The 20493-nt window shown below is 54.2% G+C and carries 9 protein-coding genes; 1 reads left to right on the top strand and 8 read right to left on the bottom strand.

Features of this window, described 5'->3' with window-relative positions; translation table 11 throughout:
* Window position 1: 1 nt before the first annotated feature.
* Genes dpdJ through dpdE form a run of 6 tightly spaced genes read right to left on the bottom strand, consistent with a single transcriptional unit; the run spans window position 2 to window position 14754 of the window.
* Complete coding sequence (dpdJ, locus tag EGJ09_RS07370) at window positions 2-4462, bottom strand: protein DpdJ (protein WP_125923537.1); 4461 nt, start codon at window positions 4460-4462, stop codon at window positions 2-4.
* Complete coding sequence (locus EGJ09_RS07365) at window positions 4452-5213, bottom strand: hypothetical protein (RefSeq protein ID WP_125923536.1); 762 nt, start codon at window positions 5211-5213, stop codon at window positions 4452-4454. Before EGJ09_RS07365 ends, dpdJ begins: the two co-directional genes overlap by 11 nt.
* The gene (dpdH, locus tag EGJ09_RS07360) at window positions 5200-8298 is read right to left on the bottom strand and encodes a protein DpdH (RefSeq protein ID WP_125923535.1); all 3099 of its coding nucleotides are present in this window, start codon (window positions 8296-8298) and stop codon (window positions 5200-5202) included. Before dpdH ends, EGJ09_RS07365 begins: the two co-directional genes overlap by 14 nt.
* A complete protein-coding gene (gene dpdG, locus EGJ09_RS07355; protein ID WP_125923534.1) occupies window positions 8295-9188 on the bottom strand; it encodes a protein DpdG in 894 nt (297 codons plus the stop codon). The genes dpdH and dpdG overlap by 4 nt, the downstream gene beginning before the upstream one ends.
* Window positions 9188-11665, bottom strand: coding sequence for a protein DpdF (dpdF, locus tag EGJ09_RS07350; protein ID WP_125923533.1), 2478 nt, complete (start codon window positions 11663-11665; stop codon window positions 9188-9190). Before dpdF ends, dpdG begins: the two co-directional genes overlap by 1 nt.
* Window positions 11665-14754, bottom strand: a complete 3090-nt coding sequence (dpdE, locus tag EGJ09_RS07345) for a protein DpdE (RefSeq protein WP_125923532.1) — start codon at window positions 14752-14754, stop codon at window positions 11665-11667. Before dpdE ends, dpdF begins: the two co-directional genes overlap by 1 nt.
* 857 nt (window positions 14755-15611) lie before the next feature.
* Between dpdE and cysC the strand changes: the two genes are divergently transcribed.
* Window positions 15612-16187 carry an adenylyl-sulfate kinase gene (gene cysC, locus EGJ09_RS07340; RefSeq protein WP_125923531.1) on the top strand — a complete coding sequence of 192 codons (576 nt, stop codon included), beginning with the start codon at window positions 15612-15614 and terminating at the stop codon, window positions 16185-16187.
* Here cysC and EGJ09_RS07335 read toward each other — a convergent pair.
* Both EGJ09_RS07335 and EGJ09_RS26725 read right to left on the bottom strand, forming a co-directional pair.
* Entirely contained in the window at window positions 16171-17667 is a 1497-nt protein-coding gene (locus tag EGJ09_RS07335) for a TolC family protein (protein WP_125923572.1), read from the bottom strand. The two genes, cysC and EGJ09_RS07335, sit on opposite strands and share 17 nt — an antisense overlap.
* Window positions 17668-17730: 63 nt before the next feature.
* Window positions 17731-20493, bottom strand: a 2763-nt coding sequence (locus EGJ09_RS26725; protein ID WP_256658418.1) for an Ig-like domain-containing protein, incomplete at its 5' end; no start/stop codon positions are given.

Below are 20493 nucleotides of genomic sequence, written 5' to 3'. Positions count from 1 at the left end.
CTTATTGAATGGCCTCAGCCAGTTCGATTCGCAGTACCACACCATCCTGCAACCGAGCCATAGCCCCGATGCGCGGATACAACCAAAGCCCTAAGTGATCAACCGGTTGCAACTGAATCTCAGCAATCAGTTGCGAAATATTGGTAATCTGTGTGCGCGGAAGTAGCAGGTCCGCACGCCCTGCTCGGCATAACACTCCATGCAACTCAGCCAGGTAGCCAGAGGAGAGTTGAACAAGCGGTTCTTGCTCTGCAAACAGAAAGCTGCCAAGTAAGCGTTCAGTGGAGGCAACACCGTTTTGGAACGGGTTGTAGTAACTCATCTCAGACTGACGAATGGCATTGCCACGTGGCCACAACAACCCCTGATTGCGGCACAGCCCTTGGAACACCTCAACAGCGGTTGCCTGCTTACCCAGATCTTTGGACGCAAGTGCATGAGCTGCGATATTTAGGGCCCATTCAAGGCCGCTATCAGCCTCCAACGCTCGCCAGGCGCTCAGTAATTCAAACAAGGCTGCGTCAGTGGAGTCATTGCTGCCAGGTCTTAGAGCTCTCGAATACAGCACACTCAAGAAACTGTGACTCAGGGCAAAGCCTTCGCTGAGCAGAAGTCGGTGCAGTTCTGCATTGGCTTCACGGCGATGCCGCAAATCACCGGCCCCTCGCACCGAGGCTAATGCATCAGCCAGACTGCCTCCTGGGACTACAAGCCCCAGCAATTGGTACAGATCAAAATCAATCTGTTCATAGTCACTTGGCTGTAGGCTACGTGCGAGAGTATTAAGAACGCGAAGTGGATCCTCGAAATATGCTTGCTCCAAGCGACTTATAATCCCGTTACCCCCAGCCTCCGACTCACTCAACCAGATCTCCAGGCATTCCTCCAGCCATACCGCATCGGCCAATACCGCCCGTTCTTCAACATCCGGCAGCAGCACGCACATTGTTCGCTGGGCAGCGGCAGCGAGAGTGTTGGCTAACAATGTGCGACTCCAGAGAGGCAATTCAGGTAGCAAATCTACATCCACCCACAGTGCACGGGCGCACTCCTGTAGGCAGATGAGCAGATCATCCCGCGCCAGTAACTCACGCAGATCCGCTTGCAATTTTTGCTCTTGCACAGAATCCAACTGTTCATCGGGCTGAAACAAACTCTGTGGAATTTTGCGCAAACGCTCAATACCAGCAGTCGTGTGCAACCGAGTTAGCGCACTGGTTAATGGTTGATCATCTGTGGGATCTATATCAAACAACTCTCCGGCCAAAGCGGCTAAGTAACACTCGGCAATCCAATTTGCCTTGAAGGGGTCACCACAAAGAATATCTTGTTGATCAACAAGATGACGGAAGAATAACGGGCGCAGTCCGCGTAAAACCTGTGGGCTTGCCAACATATCGCCAATCACTTGATCACTAATCTGAAAGCGCAAACGCATGCCATCGACCCACTGCCGCGCACCGATAGCTACAGGTTCACCGCTGCGCTGCCAGTCAAATCTCACCCGGGTATTTTCCCCGTTGTTAAACCGCAAACTGGCATTCGCTGCGGTGCTGAATCGCACCACCTCCAGAGGAGTCATTTGCTGGTGCAAACAGAAGGTCACATCGGTCAGATGTCTTCCCCAACTTCCGACTGGAGGCTCATGCACCTCAGTCAATGACGGCACACGAAACTCGGCTTGCCACACAAGTCGCGCGTTGCTTTTCTCAGTTAGGTTTAACTTCGTTTCGAGACGACGGGTATAGACGACGCTTGGGCGCAGTACTGTCAACGGGTGAGCAGCGCTACTGCCAACCAGGCCCTCATCACGTAACTGCTCGCCAAAAGCCTCACAAACCTCAAACTCGGACTGCTGATCGCCGCCAGGTTCAGGAACGAAACTTTCTGGAATTAGCCAGTCAGCATCCAAGTTACTGTCAATGGCATAGCGCTTGGAAATCCGTCCAGGGGCAAACTCGCGTAGAGCTTGGAAAATCGGCAAATCTGTCCACTCGACGCTCGCATCCACACCGCGCACCAAGGCAATAAACAGACTGGGTAAGCTCAATTCGGCAAACAGCGCTTCAGGGATAAACTCCGGTAGTGGTGAACTTCCTTTAGCCAAATCTACCCAGAGTTGGCCATTGGCTGACCAGTCGGTAACCAGTTTGCGCTGCAGAGCAGGTAACAACTCAAGCATAACCGAACGCGGCGGAGCCCAAAGAATACGCTGCAGAGCATCGTTGTCGACATGCAGGGCATCTTTCAAATAAGCAGTAAACTCATCTTGCAGGCTGCCTGGTTGCAGTAGTTGGTCAACTAAAACCAATAATCTCTTGCAACCACTCTTATTAGCCTGAGGCTTTCGCAGTATCGTCCAAACGGCGCCACTGCCTATTTGTTCACTTAGCCAGTCGAGTAGCGCCATAGCTGCTTGCATTTTCTGAATATGGCTGTTGTGTAACGGCAAACCTTGCCGCTTAATTTCTGGGCTAAGCAACTCTTCGTAGCGTTGAAATGCAACTCGATCGCGACCAAACTCGGAAAGGACTACCAACATCCAAGGGCGCATGGTACGAGAGCGACCTGCTCGGCCCTTGCGCTGCAAATATGACGCAACATCACGCGGCGCCTTGTGCTGCAGTACTGCCCCCACTGCTGGGTCGTTGAAGCCCACCTCAAGTGAGGCCGTGGCAACGACAATCTCAGCGTCAGCATCGACTCCTACATCTTGGCTTGATGTACGACCGACTACCGCGCGATCATCGTCACTGAGCAAATGGCCTATGTCAGTGCCCACCCTCCAGTCTTGCCCTAGACGAACACGTTCTAGAGGATGCACCGCTTCCTGCTCATCTACACCCTGCTCATTCTTCGGACCGCGCAAGCTAGCCAGTGTGGGGTGGTGAGGTTTTAGCCCCCACTTATTCGTACGCCATCCTTCGGCATCTGCTAGTTGGTGATAAAGACGATTATTGGCGTCCAAGTCGTCGGTAAAGACGAAGGTTTTACTCCCCCACGTTCCCTTAGAACAGCCCTTGCGGGCATCCAGAATGCGCCTAGTTAGCATGCTGGCCTGAATGGTGGTCGACAGCAAAGCAGTCTGTGAGACCGGATCACCGCGTAGCACCATCAGATACTCCGCACCTTGATCGATCATTTCATCAGGCAACGGTTCAACCAACTCAACATGCTCTTGGCGCGCCCCGACCAAGTCGGCAAAAAAGCGTGCAGCATCAGTCAAGGTTGCAGATAGCCCCACAAAATGGGGCCGGCATTGAGCGCGCTTCATCCAACGCCGCAGTAAGTACGCCGTCTGCGCCCCACTGCTACCACCGTAGGTGTGTACCTCATCAAGTAGCACTAGCGTCGGCCCTGCTTGCGGGCCAACACCAAAAAGGTGGTTACAACTAAAATCCCCAAGTCTTCGATTGAGCATCTCAGTGGTGGTAAACAAAATATCCGGCGGAAAATCTGCCTGGCAACGACGAGTCAAAGCTACTTCGTCATCGGCCACGCAGTGCCCGCAGCGATTGCATTTAACCCCTTTAAGGTTGGCACGCCATTCCATCTTTCCGCCGCAACTACTGCTGGAGCATCGCAGCAAGTCAAACGCCAGACTCGGTTTCTTCGTTTTAAAATCTACCCCAGCCCATTGCCATTCAGTAGGGGTATCACCATAGAGGGCGCCAATGCGAATCTTGCGTCCAATTCCGGCCTGCATCAGGCCATCGAGTTTACGGCACTGGGTCCAGGCCTCCATAAACTGGTCTTTGAGCAGTTCATTTCGCGGATAGATAGCTAGAATCCGAACCCTGGGCGTGTGATTGCCCAGCAGGTCCGCAGCAAGTGCGGCTAGTCCTGGCAAATAGAACGACAGCGTCTTTCCACTACCTGTACCAGCACAAACAATGGTGCCGGAGGCATGGAACTGTCCGTTGCGATGCGTACTGAATGCCTGCAAAATTCTCGATGTGGCACGGGTCTGAAAACCGGCCAAATCCAGTGGGTTTCTGGCCGATTCGAGTAATGACTCAATGGCTACCTTTAAATGTTCAGGGGCCTGCAGTCCCGACATCTGCAACCACTGAGGCAACAGTTGCGCTGGGGCTTGATTGCGTTTTGGGTAACTACGAGGTCGCCGCAAAAAGCGGAAATCCGAGACTAACGTACGAGAGCGATCTATCGGTTGCTTGAGAAACCACTGCCTAAGATTTCGATATAAGTGCGCCGCCTCGCCCATTCTCGTCCGGTAAACATTTGTTATGCCTTCAGGATGGGGGACCTCGATGAGCATCGCATGCTTACTTAACTCAATCAGCACATCATAAGGATCGTGATCTGGCAGTACCCCCTCTAGTATTGTAAACACCTCATCTTCGCTGAAAAAACCACCGGTATCGCCCCAAACTAATAGACTGGTTTCCTGCTCCTCTAACCTATCCAAACAAGCATGCAACTGCTCTAGATTAATGGTCATTATAAGCTTTCCGACTAACTGTGAACTGCCCCAAAAGATCATGTTTTTGAAGCCACTGTAAAGTTTCCAGCGTCATCAAGGAGAGCGATACCTGGCCAAGATTTCCAGGCTGATTAAGCCGGTTAAAAAAATTGCTGACATCTGTTGGCAGATCGAAATCCATCTGAGTCCGCAACTCCTGCATGCGCTCTGCCAGTTTACTTAACTCTTGAATACACCAAACGGTCTCAGGCACTTGTTTGGCTTGTGCCAAGAACTGTTTACGCAGAGCGACGTACTCCGTATAGAGCCTTTCGACGCCAGGAATCCCGCGCTGAGTATCAAGCATCACCTTTTCAACTCGGCATAAACTATCAAGTTGAATGGTCCATCCCGACCAACAAGACATAACTTTTTCTTCTAACTGAGCAGTCAAGTTTCCGAGCGCTACCTGTGCATTATTAAGAGCATCGTCCTGACGAGCCGCAGATTTTTTTTGCGACCAAACGCCAATGAAAAGCTTAAGACTGGCAAGTGCTTTGCTGCATTGCTCCTGTAGCTCTGCACTTAATTGCATCAGCTCAGGAGCGTCCGCCGGTAGCGCCTTGAGCACTGCGGCGTTGGCAACCATGGCTTTAAGGCTACTAGCGATATCTTGGAACCGCTCGTAAATATGCTTACAGTCCTCGATCGACTCACGGGACTGTCCAGCAGACTGACTCAACAGCAGTTCGCTGCGCAAGTTTCGGATCTGCTGTTCAAGCGCACTCATGACTTTCCTCCCACAGGTCAGTCACTGTTTCTGTCATTTCATCAAGTAGACGGGTCACACTATCTTGAGACTGTTTGAGAATATCTCCTCCCGACTTCTTATTTTCTGACTCCAGCCTAGGCAATACGTAACTGTAAAAAAATTTCCAATTCGTTAATACCTCCACTACTTGCTCCAGACGCTGACCGTCAATTTGGTTGACTCGTTGCAAGTGCCTAACCACATCCATTTCCTCGCGAACTGCAAGCAGATCTTTCACCACCCTCCAATTTTCACTGCCTTTCAAATCAACCAGCGAAGCCCGCATTTTCTTAGCGCTAGGGAAGCCTGGATTAACTGGGTAATGCTCTCCGCCATCGCTGATGTCACGAACTAGATCGGCCATCTCATCCAACAATGAACAAAAGACATCTTGTCGAGTGCAACCATCTAGAACCTCAACAACGCTGATTGAAGATCGCAGAGATTGATTTATTAAGCTCGACAATTTTGCAATTTGAGGATTTTGATATGTCTTGGCGTTCTTAAAAGCATTGAGAGCCAAGTCTCCATCCACTCCATGATCATTCGCGGAAACTAGTTTTAACCAGTCCTCACGCTGATCATTCCAGGCAGTAAGCACTTGCTCGCGCGCCTGCCTTAGCTCTGGAACAATTGCCGGAATTTCAAACGCACGAACTTCTTCACTTGTTCTAAGTAATTCATTTAATCGTTGACGATCATTATTGCTGTCCGCCAACAAACCCAGTGTTATGGCCGAGTGCAGTTGTTTGCCTAACAAGCTTGGCAAGATTTGTCGCGCCTCAACCGTCAGTGTCTGCAAGACATCTGGCACCCAACTCGCGGCAAAACTTTGATAGAGAAGAAAGTCCTCAAAACCGTTGGGATACCCCCATTCGATAGCCCCATTAAACTTCGGATTATAAAAATCGTAACGGAGTAGTGCGAGTGCTACGCCCTGCAAAAACTCTGATTTCTTTGGAATCTTAAAATCCTTTTCCAAACAGAACGATATCTTACTTCCCGTAACGTTACTTTCAGCATAAGGAAGATCTATCAGTACAAATGCTCCACTTTTTAGAGATAGCTTCTCCCTTATCCCCATCCAATCAAAGTGTGCATACTGCTCATATATCCACAAAAGCCCTGCACGTAAGATGCGAGCCTCTGTTTGTCCCAGTTTTTTCTTTCGCTGAAACCAAAGGGTGACGGACTCCTCCAACAGTTGCAGTTTTTCCTGATCGGCGTCCACTTGCTCTAGGGATACGCCTTTTAAAGCCCCTGATTTTTCATATCGACTTGAGGTTTCCGAAACCATACCCCTGCTCGGGGGAGCAACATAAACACTTACTCTATCCTTGAGTAACGCAGCCAGACCGTCTAGGCCGAAGACGCTAGCAACGCGACCATCCATCTTGCTTTGTAGATCCTCGACCGAGCGACTGTCATATCCCCAGATAGCCGCTACTGTTTTACAGCGCTCTGGCTTTTCAAGCTTCTGCAAAGCACCTGACAGTCCAGTCTTAACTCTAATTCCGGCAAAATCTGCAGGCGGAAACGCCTTCAACAAACATGCTTCCCGATAATCGCTAAGGGTGCGCAAGAGAATTTCGTTCAACACCTGCCGAGGATTAAACTTGAGCTCTTCATCGCCTTTACGACAAAAATTATCAGCCAGTGCTTCAATCGCATTACGATTGAAAGGGAAAAGAGGTATCCCACTGGACGCATAACCGAACGCTTTTAAGTCATCGCCATCATCATCGGAATCTGACCAAACTGGTGGCCACGAGTCGGACTCTCGAACCCGCCATGAAGATTTCAACACCTCGCTTCCATAACGGGCGGCATTCAGATAACGTCCGCAGAAATCGATAATCCGCTCTAAGGTCAACTCACGATCCTGCCCGTGCTCGCGGATATGCCACTCATACTGGGCGCGAGTTTTAATCGTATCCTGCCGACGCAGATATCCTTGGTAGCCGTCGGTTACCGCAATGGCCGAACGCAGAGTGCATAACTCCTGCTTACCATCACGCAGCGACTCTTCCAGCAGGCTATCAATCAGTACGTCCTCGATAGCGGAAATGGCCGCCATATCCTCTACCAACACCACCAGAGTACGATTTTGTTTTTTCAGTGAGCGACGAACCTCCTTGAATAGATCTTGAAAACCGCCACCGTTGAATTGAAAAAGATATCCAAAAACAGTACGTGTAGACTCACCAAGAACCTCGTTGAGTACCCGAGCAGCCCCCTCTCTGGCAACTTGATTAGTATTTAACTGAGTAGTACTGACACACTGCCGAGCGCTTAGAGACAGATCATCAAGATTAAAACTGAAATCAAGATCTCCGTCCTTGATCTGGTAATCGTTGCGAATCAGTTCATGATCGGTTGCCCCATGGGTAAGACGACTAGCAAACTGATAAATGCAATGCTCAGGGTTAAGCAGGTTCTTTTTAAAGTTAGAATCAGTTATTAACTCTGAAAGCCCTCGCCCAGGCAGGGTATAGGTTTGAATATCCCGCAGGCGCTGTTTCTCTGCATCACTCAACGTCACCTGGGATTCTGGATGCTCCCGATAATACGCCATCATCTGCGCAGCATCTTGGTGCAATTTATTCAGTTGCTGAGACATGAATGTCAGCAACAGATCCGCGACTGCCTCGGTCTTTAGTTGTTCACCAACAGTACTAATACGACTACGAGCTTGCTCAAACTCCTCACCCTCAAGCCCAGCCAATAAGAGTTCTAGCACCTGACGCAGGCTGGCATTTTTGGGAATGCGCACCACATGCCAACTATGGTAATCAGAGTGCAGTTTTAATTTTGCATCCATCCAGCGAATCAGGTGGGACTTACCCACCCCAGACCGTCCGATGATAGGGACTGGTCGCTCTATCGACAGAAAGTGATCAAGTAGATTTTTCTCATCGCATAGTTGGTCAACCCCTGCGCCGATACGCAACAATTGCATCGGCTCATGAACGGCCAGAAGCACATGTTCTGCCAGTTCTTCGGCCTCTGTACGGATGCACTGGGTGACATATTCTGATTGAGGCCAGTAATTAATCAAATTCATGCCGTCACCACTGGAACGTAAATAACATCACTCACAACTCGAGTCACTCCGCCAGGAAGTTGCAACTCCATACTAGAGGCGTCATCGGAGGCCTTCTCAAAACGCAAGCGGAAAGTACTCTCCAAACGAACTAATGCGTGGCTTAAAGCCGGACTGACGTGATGTTCCTTTCTTGGATGCCAACCTAGTTCTTGCATGAGAGGTTCGAGTAAGCAGCGAATGCGACCGTTATCCAACAGTGGTATTTGCTCGGCCAATCGCCCAATAAAAACCCTTATCGGTAATTTTTTTTCAACCGCAAACAGTGACTCTAAAAACGGTTTGATCGCACGAGTTGGATCAACAATGTAGCCTTCACGATAAGGCTCGAGAAAACCCAGAAAGTCTCCGTATTTTAAAAAAATAGATAACTCGTTAGTAACGTTAAGCCCGCGCGCCCCAGGCAGCCATCGATTTACCGCTTCTTGTCCATTCCCAATCCCCACCTCGTCCCCACCCATAAAGGTATAACCCTGCTGCACTAACAGACAGGTCATAGCCCGAAAAAAAGGCTCAATTCGATTACCATCCAAAAGCGCCTGATCAGTGCTTTCCCTAGCATTACTAATTATTACCTTTAACACTCTGTGCGCTAAATTTCGGTCTGTCGCGTCTTCAGATACAGAGATATTGCCACCGTCATCTTGCAGCCAGAGACCTTCCTTCAACCAAAAATCTAAATTCGGGTTAAATTTTCCTCGAGCATTTTCGGACTTAGGCAAAGAGTCAGGGCGAAAAATCTCCAATAAGTCAATGCGAGATAAGGGCTTATCTCTTCGCACTAATGCCCGATCAATGAGATTAAGCAACACCAAACTACTACCTGGGTTGGCATTGTTTACCATCGACATTACTGAAACTCCTGTGCAAAACTTTCTAGAACTTTACTGCCGGGGTGGCATTCCCACCAGGTGCGATAGGCTGAAGACGGGGCAGCCAATTTTTCAGGCGCGACAATAACTCTTGGGGGATCCTCAAAACTCGGCTGCGGCAAGTGGGTTTCACCTGGCATTAGTAACACCAACTCAATCCATCCCCCTGGATTATCTTGCGGATCAAGGGCACACCAGAACGGCAGCGCTTTCAAGGCGTCGTTTTGGTATATTTCATCCAGCACTGCCCTGCTGGCGCGTACAGCCTGAACTTGCCTAGTACGCAATAATTTTTGCATCCAGAAACGCCAATTGTGCAGCAATGCTTTAGTCGTAACCCTGGCGTACGACTCAGGTTGATAGCGGACCCGAAGTAACAGTGAAGATGGCATCCAATTAGGGATACGTGATAACTCTAAACCACGCAGATGAAATATATTCCCCAGTGTTGGAGTAAAAACTCCTCTCCCCTGACTACGACAACCAGGACATCCACCACAACTGCGTTCAGGGGGGATTCCGCTAGGACGATAGTATTCTTCCAACTTCGAGCATAGCGGTTGCTGCGTGTCTTTTAGCCATCCGGCTAAACGATCAAAACCATCTGCTCTGGCCTTTTTTTCCTGATCGCGACGCGGGGCTATCTGCTTCTGCCATACCTCTTGAGCTAAATGGGAGTCGATAAGAATCTGAACACCGATACGACTGAAATAATCCTCAAAATACTCTTTTATAATCCGCTCATTTTCTAATGTTAACTCGCCCTCGAACTGTGGCGGTTCAGGTGGAGCAAAAAACAGACGTATTAACCCCGCACGCTGCATCAACTGCAGGGTACGCAGATTCCACATTTCGTTACTTTTGCTATGACGAGGTAGGCCGCGGTGCAGCGCAGATCTAGAAATTGTGAAGTACTCACCACTGACCTCCCTACTTCCTAACAACATTTTCCAGCGTTCCACCCCCAACTCCGCAGAGATCAACTTCTCCTGCGATAGCCTTTCCGCAATATTCAACTGTCCCGGATGGTAGATAAGCCAAGACCAGCAGGCCGTGCCATCACGCCCCCCGCGTCCGGCCTCCTGATAGAACCGATCTAAACTCTCCGGCACAGTTGCATGCAGAACCGTCCGCACCCCGGACTTATCCATGCCCACTCCGAAAGCGGAAGTAGCAACTATGATATCCAGTTCGTCATTCCGCCACTTGACGATCAAGTCGTCACGTTCATCTGCAGCGGTTGATCCATAGAACAGACCGACTCTATTAAACCCCTCCACAAGCAGTAAACTCTTCCAGCTTTCAGCCTCTTTTTTCTTAGTGGTATACAAAATAAGTGGCCGAGGCAAACTCCGGAGCGCCTCTAATACAGCAAGTTGATGCTCTGCAGAGTCAGTAACTTTCAGCACATTAAAGTTCGGTTCTGGACGTAAGAAACTGCCATGGATTTCGATGGCTTGTTTTCCTTCCTGGACAAACGAATCCTTAAGCAACTGCAGGGTCGGATCACTGAAGGTTGCCGACATTAGAACGGTACGTACACCTTGCGGCGAGTGCTCCCTTAACGAGCGAAACAAGGGGGCCAGCAGTTGGAATTCCGGACGGAATCCAGCCCCCCAGTGGTCAATCATATGCGCCTCGTCGACAACCAGTGCCTCCAATCGTCCTTCCTGTGCCAACCGAAAAAGCGCCGGCCGGAGTTTGCCAGTAGCCAACTCGGGGGAACAAAACAAAATGCGCTGATCGCCGTCTTTTAAACGCTTAAGGACTTGCTGATGCTCAGCATCCGCCTGCCCTCCATACAAGGCGTAACTACCTCCATGACCACAATCCGCGCGGTTAAGTATCTCAGCGGCACGAGCAGCCTGCTCCAGCGCTAACCCTACGGTTGGCACAATGGCTAGCACAAGTTTCTGCTTGCCCGCAAACAGGCTCAGTGCATGAATGACGAGAGTCTTCCCGCTACCGGTGGGCAGATTGATGATCAGCGTGCTGTCGGGAGGAGATGTCAAAACTGTACGAACGGCTGCTTGCTGCCCAAGTCCTTGATATGAAAGGAACTGCTCATTATTGAGCCTCTTCCGCAGAGCCACGTCCATTGGCACAGCCTTCAGATGACGACGATGTCGATGCCCATAAACAGCAAGAGCGTCATCAGTCGGAACATCCTTCATCCGCACGTAACCGGTCACGGCATCCCGGACTACCCCAGCGCGAGCAAGATATATATTTGCAACAGCAGCATTAGGTAGTCGTAACGCAGGATCGATGATGCCGTGGGCTAATGCGCATCCCAAAGCATCCCGACACACCGCCGCGCGATCCGCCGGACCTGATTGAGAATCCTGAAATACCTTTAGTAACCGAATAAAAAACGGTTCAGACAGCACGCTGGCCTCGCCCTGCACGCCCTGGTTCAATAGTGCTGCTTGTAGCGCATTCCACTGAGCTTGCATCACGCCCCCTGCAGCATTTTTTTCGTGCACACTACTACTGCACGCATCGATAGCAGATGCAACTGCGGCTCAAACGAAAAGATCTTCATTTGAGGCAAATCCGCCAAAGTCTGTTGGCGACTCAAAGACATAACCTCCAAGACCATTCGCTTCCAATGCTCTGCCGGTAACAAGGACTCCAGTTCAGGCCAGACGTCACTGCGTAAATTGATATCTTGAAAACCAGGACTTGATTTGTCGTAAGGCCATTCCAAAGACCTCAACATACTCTCAGAAAGCACCAGGCTGCCATCCTCCGCCAGCCAATGGCTCCGCACTGAAGGCGGCATTATCTCATCGCCACGGAGTTGCTCCAGGCGACTAGCCCCAAGCCTCGTAGCAGCCACCAACCAATTAAGGCGGAAGAATATTTTCGGTGCGATCAAGTTGCTTTTTTCGAGCACGCGCAAAAAAGCACTGGTTGCTCCGCGCGAATCACCAGCGGCCAGTTGATATATGGAGTCCACGAACGGCTGACCGTAACGGAAGGGATACACGCCCGTTTTAGCTGAAACCTGCTGCCGCGAGAAACTCATGGGAGCGGTGTATGGCGGGTTACCACTTTCCGGATCAATACCCGTGATGCAACCTTCAATAAAGGTCTTCACGTCCACCAGAGTACGACCGCCACGCTCTGCGGGGTCCAAGCCGAAGCCCAACCTGAACTGCTGCTGCAGTTCCCCCTCTAGCCTAAAGTTCAAGCCGCGCGTCATCCAGGCACACATGCGACCAATCTGCTCCTCGGCTACTTCGTCCGCCTCAGAAATTGTTTCAGCGAAGTCCCGTGCCTTGGCGACATCCTCGTCCAGTGCAAGCAATTCTTCCTGTACTTTCACCCGACGACGCTCGCGGTCAAGCAGGCCGCCCTCGCCGCTTAATTGCTTGGCACAGTCAAGCAACTCTTCATCACCGAACCGCGCGACGGCCTGCCAAGTCGATTGGAGATACTCCTCCAGTACGTACTGCAAACTGGCCACCGTCTGATTGAACACACCTACTGATGTGTCGAGCAGATCTATCCACCGTCTGAATAAACCATCATGGCCAGACATCAAAACCAAACTTTCCACAGGCCTGATGCCACGCAGATTTGCGCTGTAACGGTTCAATCGTCCCAGACGTTGTTCAACGCGACTGAACGATCTCGGTAGGCTGTAATGCACGGCGAGTTTCTGCCCCCCATGCAGGTTAAGACCATCTTCACCACCTTGATCGCAAACCAATACCCGCACAGAACCGCCCGACTGCAAGAAATGCAAGTCGCGGTCGGAAGCATTGCGCTCTATACCTACAGCCAGAGAATCACCGAGCGTAGCGGCAACATGATCAGCGACTACTTCGTCACCGCAGAAAATAACCACCTTGCCCTTAGGGTTTTCGGCCAACCAATCTTCCAGACTCGCGATCAAACTCCGATCTTTACACGCCTGCTCGAGTGAGGCTTGCTTGGATATTTCGGCGAGGAACTCTCGCTCGGTTGCTTCAAGCGTCGCCGACAGTTGCCTGTCGAACCTATCGGCCCGCTGCTTGACCAGTAATGGACTGCCCAACAAGTCGTCAACCCAGTTCAGGTACTCTCCAGAACTCATTGCCTGGAACTCATCAGGATCCCGGCAGGCCTGGCTGCGGTACTCTTCCAGTAACAGATCCAATGGCATGCTGCGTGGTTCTATCGGCCAGTATTGACGGCGCAAACCAGCCAATCCTGGAAACAACTGCGCGAGATGCCCCATTTCCCGGCGGTTACGAAGCATGCGCTGATGCAGGCGGTAGTGCTCTCCGAGGTAACGCCGCAAGCCTATGATTTGTTGCTCGCGCTGCTCGCCGCTCTCCTCGGCAAAGAGATCCACCAACGGCATCAAACTGCCGATTCGCTCTTGCAACTCCTGATCCTCAGGGAATTTCCCCTGCAGATCCTGTAGTGCTTGTTCCAATGCGGCGTTCGAGTTACCCGGGGTCAGTGCGCTATACAACCCACCAAGCCACTCACGCTCCTTGACTCGAGCGATGAAACGCTGAACCCCTGCTTCCGAGATCTCATAAGCTTTGGGACTCAAGCAGTGCAGCATCGCCAGGAAATTTCTTTCGTTCCCATTCAACGGGGTTCCCGACAACAACAGGGTCACCTCGGCTGACTGGCAGGCCTCCGCCAGCACCTGAAATCGGTCATTCGAGTGTTGCTCGGAAGACCAGGCCAGCGGCGCCAATTGATGCATCTCGTCAACGACAAACAAGCTAGGCTGACCACCCTCCCGCAAAGCCGTCACCAACTGTTCATGACTGCATACTCGAATCAGCTGTTCCGATCGATGCTTTGTAGACATCAACTCTCCAAGATGAAATCGGCCCTTTAACTCTTCATGCCACTGAATGACAAGAGAGGCCGGCGCCGCAATTAAAACGTTGGCGTCGAACTTCTTCTGAAGCACGTGCTCACGGATGATCAGTCCAGCCTCGATCGTCTTGCCCAAGCCCACTTCATCCGCTAGCAAGTACTTAGGGCATGGGTCCTTAAGGATGCGTCTAACTACCGCAATTTGATGCGGCTCCAACTCTACGCTGCTGCTGGTAATCGCACCGATGGAACGGCAAGCCGCCCGCTGCTCAATATAGGCTTCGAGGAAATCTTGGCGCAGGGGGAAGAAAAAAGGCGCGTCGTTAGCCCTAGCCGCCAGGAACGCAGAAGGATCGAGCAAATCCTGCGCTCCGAGATTCAGGCAGTAGATTTCATCGATATCGACTACCGCTTGATCGTTATTGTCAGTGCGAAAGATCACCAAGTGCCGATCGAGTGGCCGCGAACCACCGTACCGGCCACGTCGCCAGATGCCTGTTAATTGATCTCGACAATAAACGATGGCTTCCTCATAGAGTTGAGTTTTCCTAACGTCGGCCAGATCAACCTTGAGCTTTCTCGCCTCAGGGTTCAAAGGGGATTCGAAGAAGGTGACCTCGCACTCGCCTCTCTCACGATCCAGTCCCGACAATTTACCAATGCCGGGAAAAGCACTAGACAAAACCAACTCACCGACGTATAAAACCTGGTTCACTTCGTCCCTCTACCAGTATTATTCCCGCTTTTATCCGCCTCTCACCGACGACGTGAATGAGGCCTTGGTGCCTGACGGCTCACACGGTAATAGGCGCTACCTCTGAGGCCAATCCTTCCGATGACCCTCACCCTATCCGCTGGCCACACCTGGGTAAAGCCATGCACGGTGTTTTTTTGCCATCATAGCTAGCACACACCCGCAACCATCACCTGAGCCCCGCAAAAGGGGACGAACCGCTACACCCTGCCTTGCCTGATCCTTGAATACCACCAGTGTATTAGCAGAATATCCATGACGCGATTCGCTGCAGGAGTCAACAGAATGTAATCCTTAAAGATATGCCCGTATGCACCTAGCCGTACGGGTAAACTTTTCAAACGGGTCGAACCACGCTAAAAATGCGCTGCTGAAAAGCGGCAACTCGATTTGAAAATTTCCATCACGCCATGAAAGACGGCACGCCAATGGAAGCTAGTACTCTGAGCGGTACTGCCAGCGATGTTTTGGCATGTGGTCAACCAAGCTTTCCATACTCACGCAAAGCTCTGGTAGTAAAACTCAAAGAATCTGCCAAGCCAATCTCAGGTCTAAAATTCGGTACTAGGTATTCCGAATGGTATTCCAATTTTTTTCACAGAAAAATTTTCCACTTAATTTTCATATGGATATAGATCCATTTCAACTCACCCCGGCCCAATAAACAATCAATCCAAGCGTCCCCGGAAGTCTTTTTGGGTTGCCTTCGATCCATGTTTTTGTCCGAGCCTAAGCCTTTGCCGTATTCCCAACCCCGTCCCCAACTATCCTGACTATCCAAGCCAGCAAACCCAACCTCACGCCCTGGAGAACTAAACGTGCCCAACGCAGGAAGCGCCCCCCACCACCCTGGCGCAGTAATCTGGCTAACCGGCCTCTCCGGCGCAGGCAAATCTTCCCTGGCAAACGCCCTAGCCCTACGCCTGAACCAATTAGGCCACCCCTGCTACGTTCTCGACGGCGACGCCCTGCGCCACGGCCTAAACGCCGACCTTGGCTTCTCCCCCGCCGACCGTCATGAAAACAACCGCCGTACCGGCGAGGTGGCAGCGCTGTTCGCCGATGCCGGGCTGATCTGCATCGCTGCGCTCATTTCGCCTTACCGCGCCGACCGCGCAGCCGCGCGCCGGGCATGCAAGGCCGGGTTCCATGAAGTGCATGTCAAAGCGGATCTGGCCACCTGCGAAGCGCGCGACCCCAAGGGGCTATACCGCCGGGCACGGGCGGGTGAGCTGAAGGGGTTCACGGGCATCGATGCACCCTATGAAGCGCCGCAGCACCCCGAACTGGTAGTGGATACCGCTGGCACCACACTGCAAACGGCGCAGGACCTCCTGTTGGGTTATGTCCTCAAGCAGGTCTTGGCGCCCCAAGATGTCATGACTCCGGCGTGATCTCGCCACGCTGCCAGCGGGCCTCGCTGTTGCCCAGCGCCTGGGCGATGTCGGCCAGCTTGTCGGACGGCAAGGTTGCCGGCAGCGGATCAAGGCCGGCACTGGCGAACAGTTGGCCGTAGCTGTTGCGCAACTCGGCGTAGGCCAGGTCGCGGCGCAAGTCTGCCTGCAAGGCGTTGAGCTCACCTTGGATCAGTTCCAGCTCGCCAATGCCCTGGGCCTGGTGGCGGTTGCGCAGCTGCTCGACGATCTGTTGATCAAGGGCAACCATCTGCTGGCTGGTGGCGAACTGGCGACGTGCCTCGCTGTAGTTGGCGTTGGCCACGTAAAGTTGGGCCAGAATGGCCATCGACATGGCCTGGCGGCGTGCCTCTACCACCTGCTCACCTGCCTTGGCCACATCGATCGACGCTGGGCCGGACAACACGTTGAACAGGTTCCAGGTGACCTTCACGCCGTAGTCGGCCCAGTGCTGGTTGGTCAGGAAGCTGTTGCTGTCGTAATGGCCGCCAGCGGAGAACTCCAGGCCAGGCAACATGCGTAGCATCGACTTACGCACCTCGGCGGCGCTGATGCGTGCCTGGTAGTCCTGTTCGCGCAGTTCGGGGCGTGAGGCAAGCGCCTGCTGCTCAAGGCTGTCCAGCCCGACCTTGAGTTCGGGCACGCTGTAGTCGTCGCTGGCCGCCAGGGTCAGCTCGGTGCCCGGCGGCAAGTTGATCAGCGCGCCCAATTCGGTCTTGGCCAGCGACAAGGCGCGGCGCTGTTCCTCCAGCTGGCGTGTGGCTTCTATCAGCGAACGCTGGTAGTTGAGCGCCTGGATCTGGTCGCCAATGCGCTGCTCGCCCATACGCTCGCTGTTGCCCCGCGCCTGCTCGACCCGCACCATCAGCGCATCGATCTGCTTGAGCAGGCGTTCAGCGGCAACCGCCCGCCAGTAGGCCGAGCGCACGTCCTGGATGATGGTCTGCACCACCTTGCGCCGGCGCTCCTGCACGATCAGGCGCTGGTCGCCCTGCTGTTTGGCGCTGACATAGCTGACACCGAAATCCAGCACGTTCCACACCATGGTCAGGTCCGCCACGTCGCGGTCGCGGTCCTGGGAGGTGGAGGGTTCCAGCGACTGGGTGTTGGTCAGCACGCTGCGGCTGCTGGCGGCGCTGGTGTTGCTGCGCCCTGCATAGCCCGCCGACATCGCCATGCGTGGCAGCATGTCGAACGTGGCCAGGTCTACCTGGCGCTGGGCCAAGGCTTCTTCCATCACCTTCAGGCGCGCCTCCAGGTTGTACTTGACCGCGCGGGCCATTGCCTGGTGCAGGGTCAGCGGACCTTGCAGTGCCTCCTGGCCCTTGAACATGCTGGCCAGGTCGTCACGCGCGCGCTGTTCGCTGACGCTGCGCTCGATCGGCTGGGTCTTTACCGCACAACCGGTCACTGTCAGTGCCAACATGCTGATCGCAAATATCCTTGATGCCTTGCTCATCCCCACCGCCCCCTGGTACTGCTTTTTGATATCCATTGTGTTGTTATCCGCCATAGCTCCGGCTCACGCCTCGGGCACGGGTGTATTGATCTGCCCGAGCGCCAGCGCCAGCTCCCTGACCTGGCGCTGCTCGCTCTCCTTGAAAGCCTGCAACTGCTGCCCCAGCGTCGGCGCACCTGACTGCCCTTCGCCACCCTGGCGCCAGGGTTTGCCACCGCTGAGCTCATACTGGCCGCCATCGTCCGGCAGCGTCTTGTCGAAAATATTGGCCAGGCTGCTAGCGCCGAACACGCTGGCATCACCACCGCCAAAGCCGAGGAAACCTGCCCCGGTGCCGTTGCCGATGGCGGAGCCGCCCTGCTGACCTGCGAACACCTGGGCAAGGTAGCTAGGCGCCAGGGCCCCCTCGCGGATAAAGATGCTGCCCAGCGGCGGCAGCCCACCGCCAGCACTGGGCACTTCGAACAACGGTACTGGCAGCAAAGGTGACTGGAACGCCGAGAACGCTGGTGCGGGTGTACCGGGCAGTGGTAGAGGCTGGCCAGCCAGACTTGGCGGCGCGGCCGGGTAGGCCAGGAACTGCGGGTCGCCGTCGGTAGACTGCACCACACTGCCCTGGCCGACGAAACCACCCTCCAGCCCGTTTCCAGCCATGTCACTGATACCCGTGCCGCTGGTGTTCAAGGCCAATGCCAGGCTGCCGCTGCCGGCAACCCCGGCGATATTCACCTGCCAGGTACGGCTGTCGAGCTGCACCAGTGATTGCAGGGTGCCGCTGGCGTTGCCGCTCGATACCAGCTGGAAGTCACTCAGATCAACGCCGCGAACCTCTTCACTGAAGGTCACGGTGAACCCCTGGCTGCCGTTGCCATTGACTGGCGTCGGCACGATCGACTCGACGCTCGGCAAGCGTGTATCGACGATGATTCCAGCACTATCGCCAACCGCCCCCAGCCCTGGCTGCAAGGCATTGCCGGCAGCGTCGTGCAAGGCCGCGCCATTGGCTGCCAGCCCCACTACCTGAATGCCGTCGGCATCGTTGTCGCCAGCCTGGATGCGGTACTGGAACACCAGCGTCGGCGTGCCGGAGCCAGCGACGAAATCGGCATACACCGTACGCCCACCCACATCCAGTGCCAGTTGCGGGGCGCCATCGACGATCACCGCTTCGCTGGTATCGACCACGAAGGTCAGCGTATCGCCGGTGTTGTAATGCACTCCCACCGGCACGCTGACGCTATTCACCGTGGGGGCGTCATGGTCGATGTTGTACACCGCGCCGGTCAGGCCACCCGTCAGCACGTTGCCGGCCACATCGCTGATCGCAGTGCCAGCGGCCTTCAGGTTCAAGCCCAGGGTACCGGTGCCGCTGACACCGCTGGCGGTGATCTCATAGACGCCATCGCTTATCTGGCGCAGGCCACTGAGCGTAGCGCTGGCGGTACCGCTGGCGACCAGGCTGAAGTCGGCCAGGTCAACGCCGTTGACGCGTTCGCTGAAGGTGACGGTGAAGCGTACGCTCTGCGCGTTGCTCGGGGATGGGTCGAGGGTGACGATGCCGACGGCTGCAGGTGCCAGTGTATCGACCAGCACCTTGCTGGTGTCGGCGACGCCATTCAAGGCCAGGTTCATTGCATTACCCTGGGCATCGCTCAGGGTGGCTCCATTGGCCGACAGGCCGGTCACGCGGATGCCGTCGCTGTCATTGTCGCCGGCCTGGACGATGTACTGGAACACCAGCGTCGGCGTGCCAGCACCCGCCATCAACTCGGCGAACACCGTGCGCCCGCCGACGTCCAGGGCCAGGCGTGGCGAACCGGCCACCTGCACTGCCTCACTGGCATTGACCACGAACACCAGTGCGTCGCCGGCATTGTAGGAAACGCCCGCCGGCCCACCGACACTGGTCACGCTAGGGACGCGTGTGTCGATGGTGTAGTTGTTGGAAATGCTGCTACCCACACCGGCGTTGCCAGAGGCCGTGGCAACTACGCCACTGTTGTCCAGAGAAACAAGGTTACTGGTGCCTTCGACATTGCTGGTCGGTGTCAGCGTTGCGGTCCAGGTGATGCCACCGTCCAGGCTGCTCAGATTGGTCAGCACACCATTGGCCGCGCTCATGTCAGCCAAGGTAAAGCCGCTGACCGCTTCGCTGAACGTGATGGTCACCAGGCTAGACTCGCCCGCCCGCAAAGCGTTGTCGGCCACCACGATGGTCGCCGTAGGGACAATAGTGTCGACCGCGTAGTTGCCCGACGAGGTGGTGCCGCTGCCAGTGTTGCCGGCAAGGTCGGCGATGCCCGTGTTGGCCAGGGTGATGACATTGCTGGTATCGCGTACACCGACGGCCGGGGTGAAGGTGGCTGTCCAGGTGATGCCGCCGTCGGCACTGGAAAGCGCGCTCAAGGTGCCATTGGCAACCGTCAGGTCGGCGTTGCTGAAGCCCGTCACCGCTTCGCTGAAGGTGATGGTCACCAGGCTGGTTTCGCCCACGGTCAGGTTGCTGTCGGCGACCACGATGGTGGCGGTCGGGCGCAGGCTGTCGATGGCGTAATTGTTCGAGTCGGTGCTACCGGAACCTGCGTTGCCCGCAAGGTCCGCCACGCCGGTATTGTCCAGGGTGACCAGGTTGCTGGTATCGCTGATGCCAACTGTGGGCGTCAGTGTCGCAGTCCAGGTCAAGCCGCCGTCACCGCTGGCGAGCCCGCTAAGGGTACCGTTGGCCACGGTCAGGTCGGCCAGGCTGAGGCCGACCACCGCCTCGTTGAAGGTGATGGTCACCAGCGATGTCTCGCCTGCCGCCAGTTGGCTGTCGGCCACCACGAT

This window comes from Pseudomonas sp. p106 (genome assembly GCF_003936645.1).
In the GTDB taxonomy this organism is placed as follows: domain Bacteria; phylum Pseudomonadota; class Gammaproteobacteria; order Pseudomonadales; family Pseudomonadaceae; genus Aquipseudomonas; species Aquipseudomonas putida_E.
The sequence above is the reverse complement of the archived record's forward strand: the minus strand, read 5'-3'. Positions and strand labels throughout refer to the sequence as shown.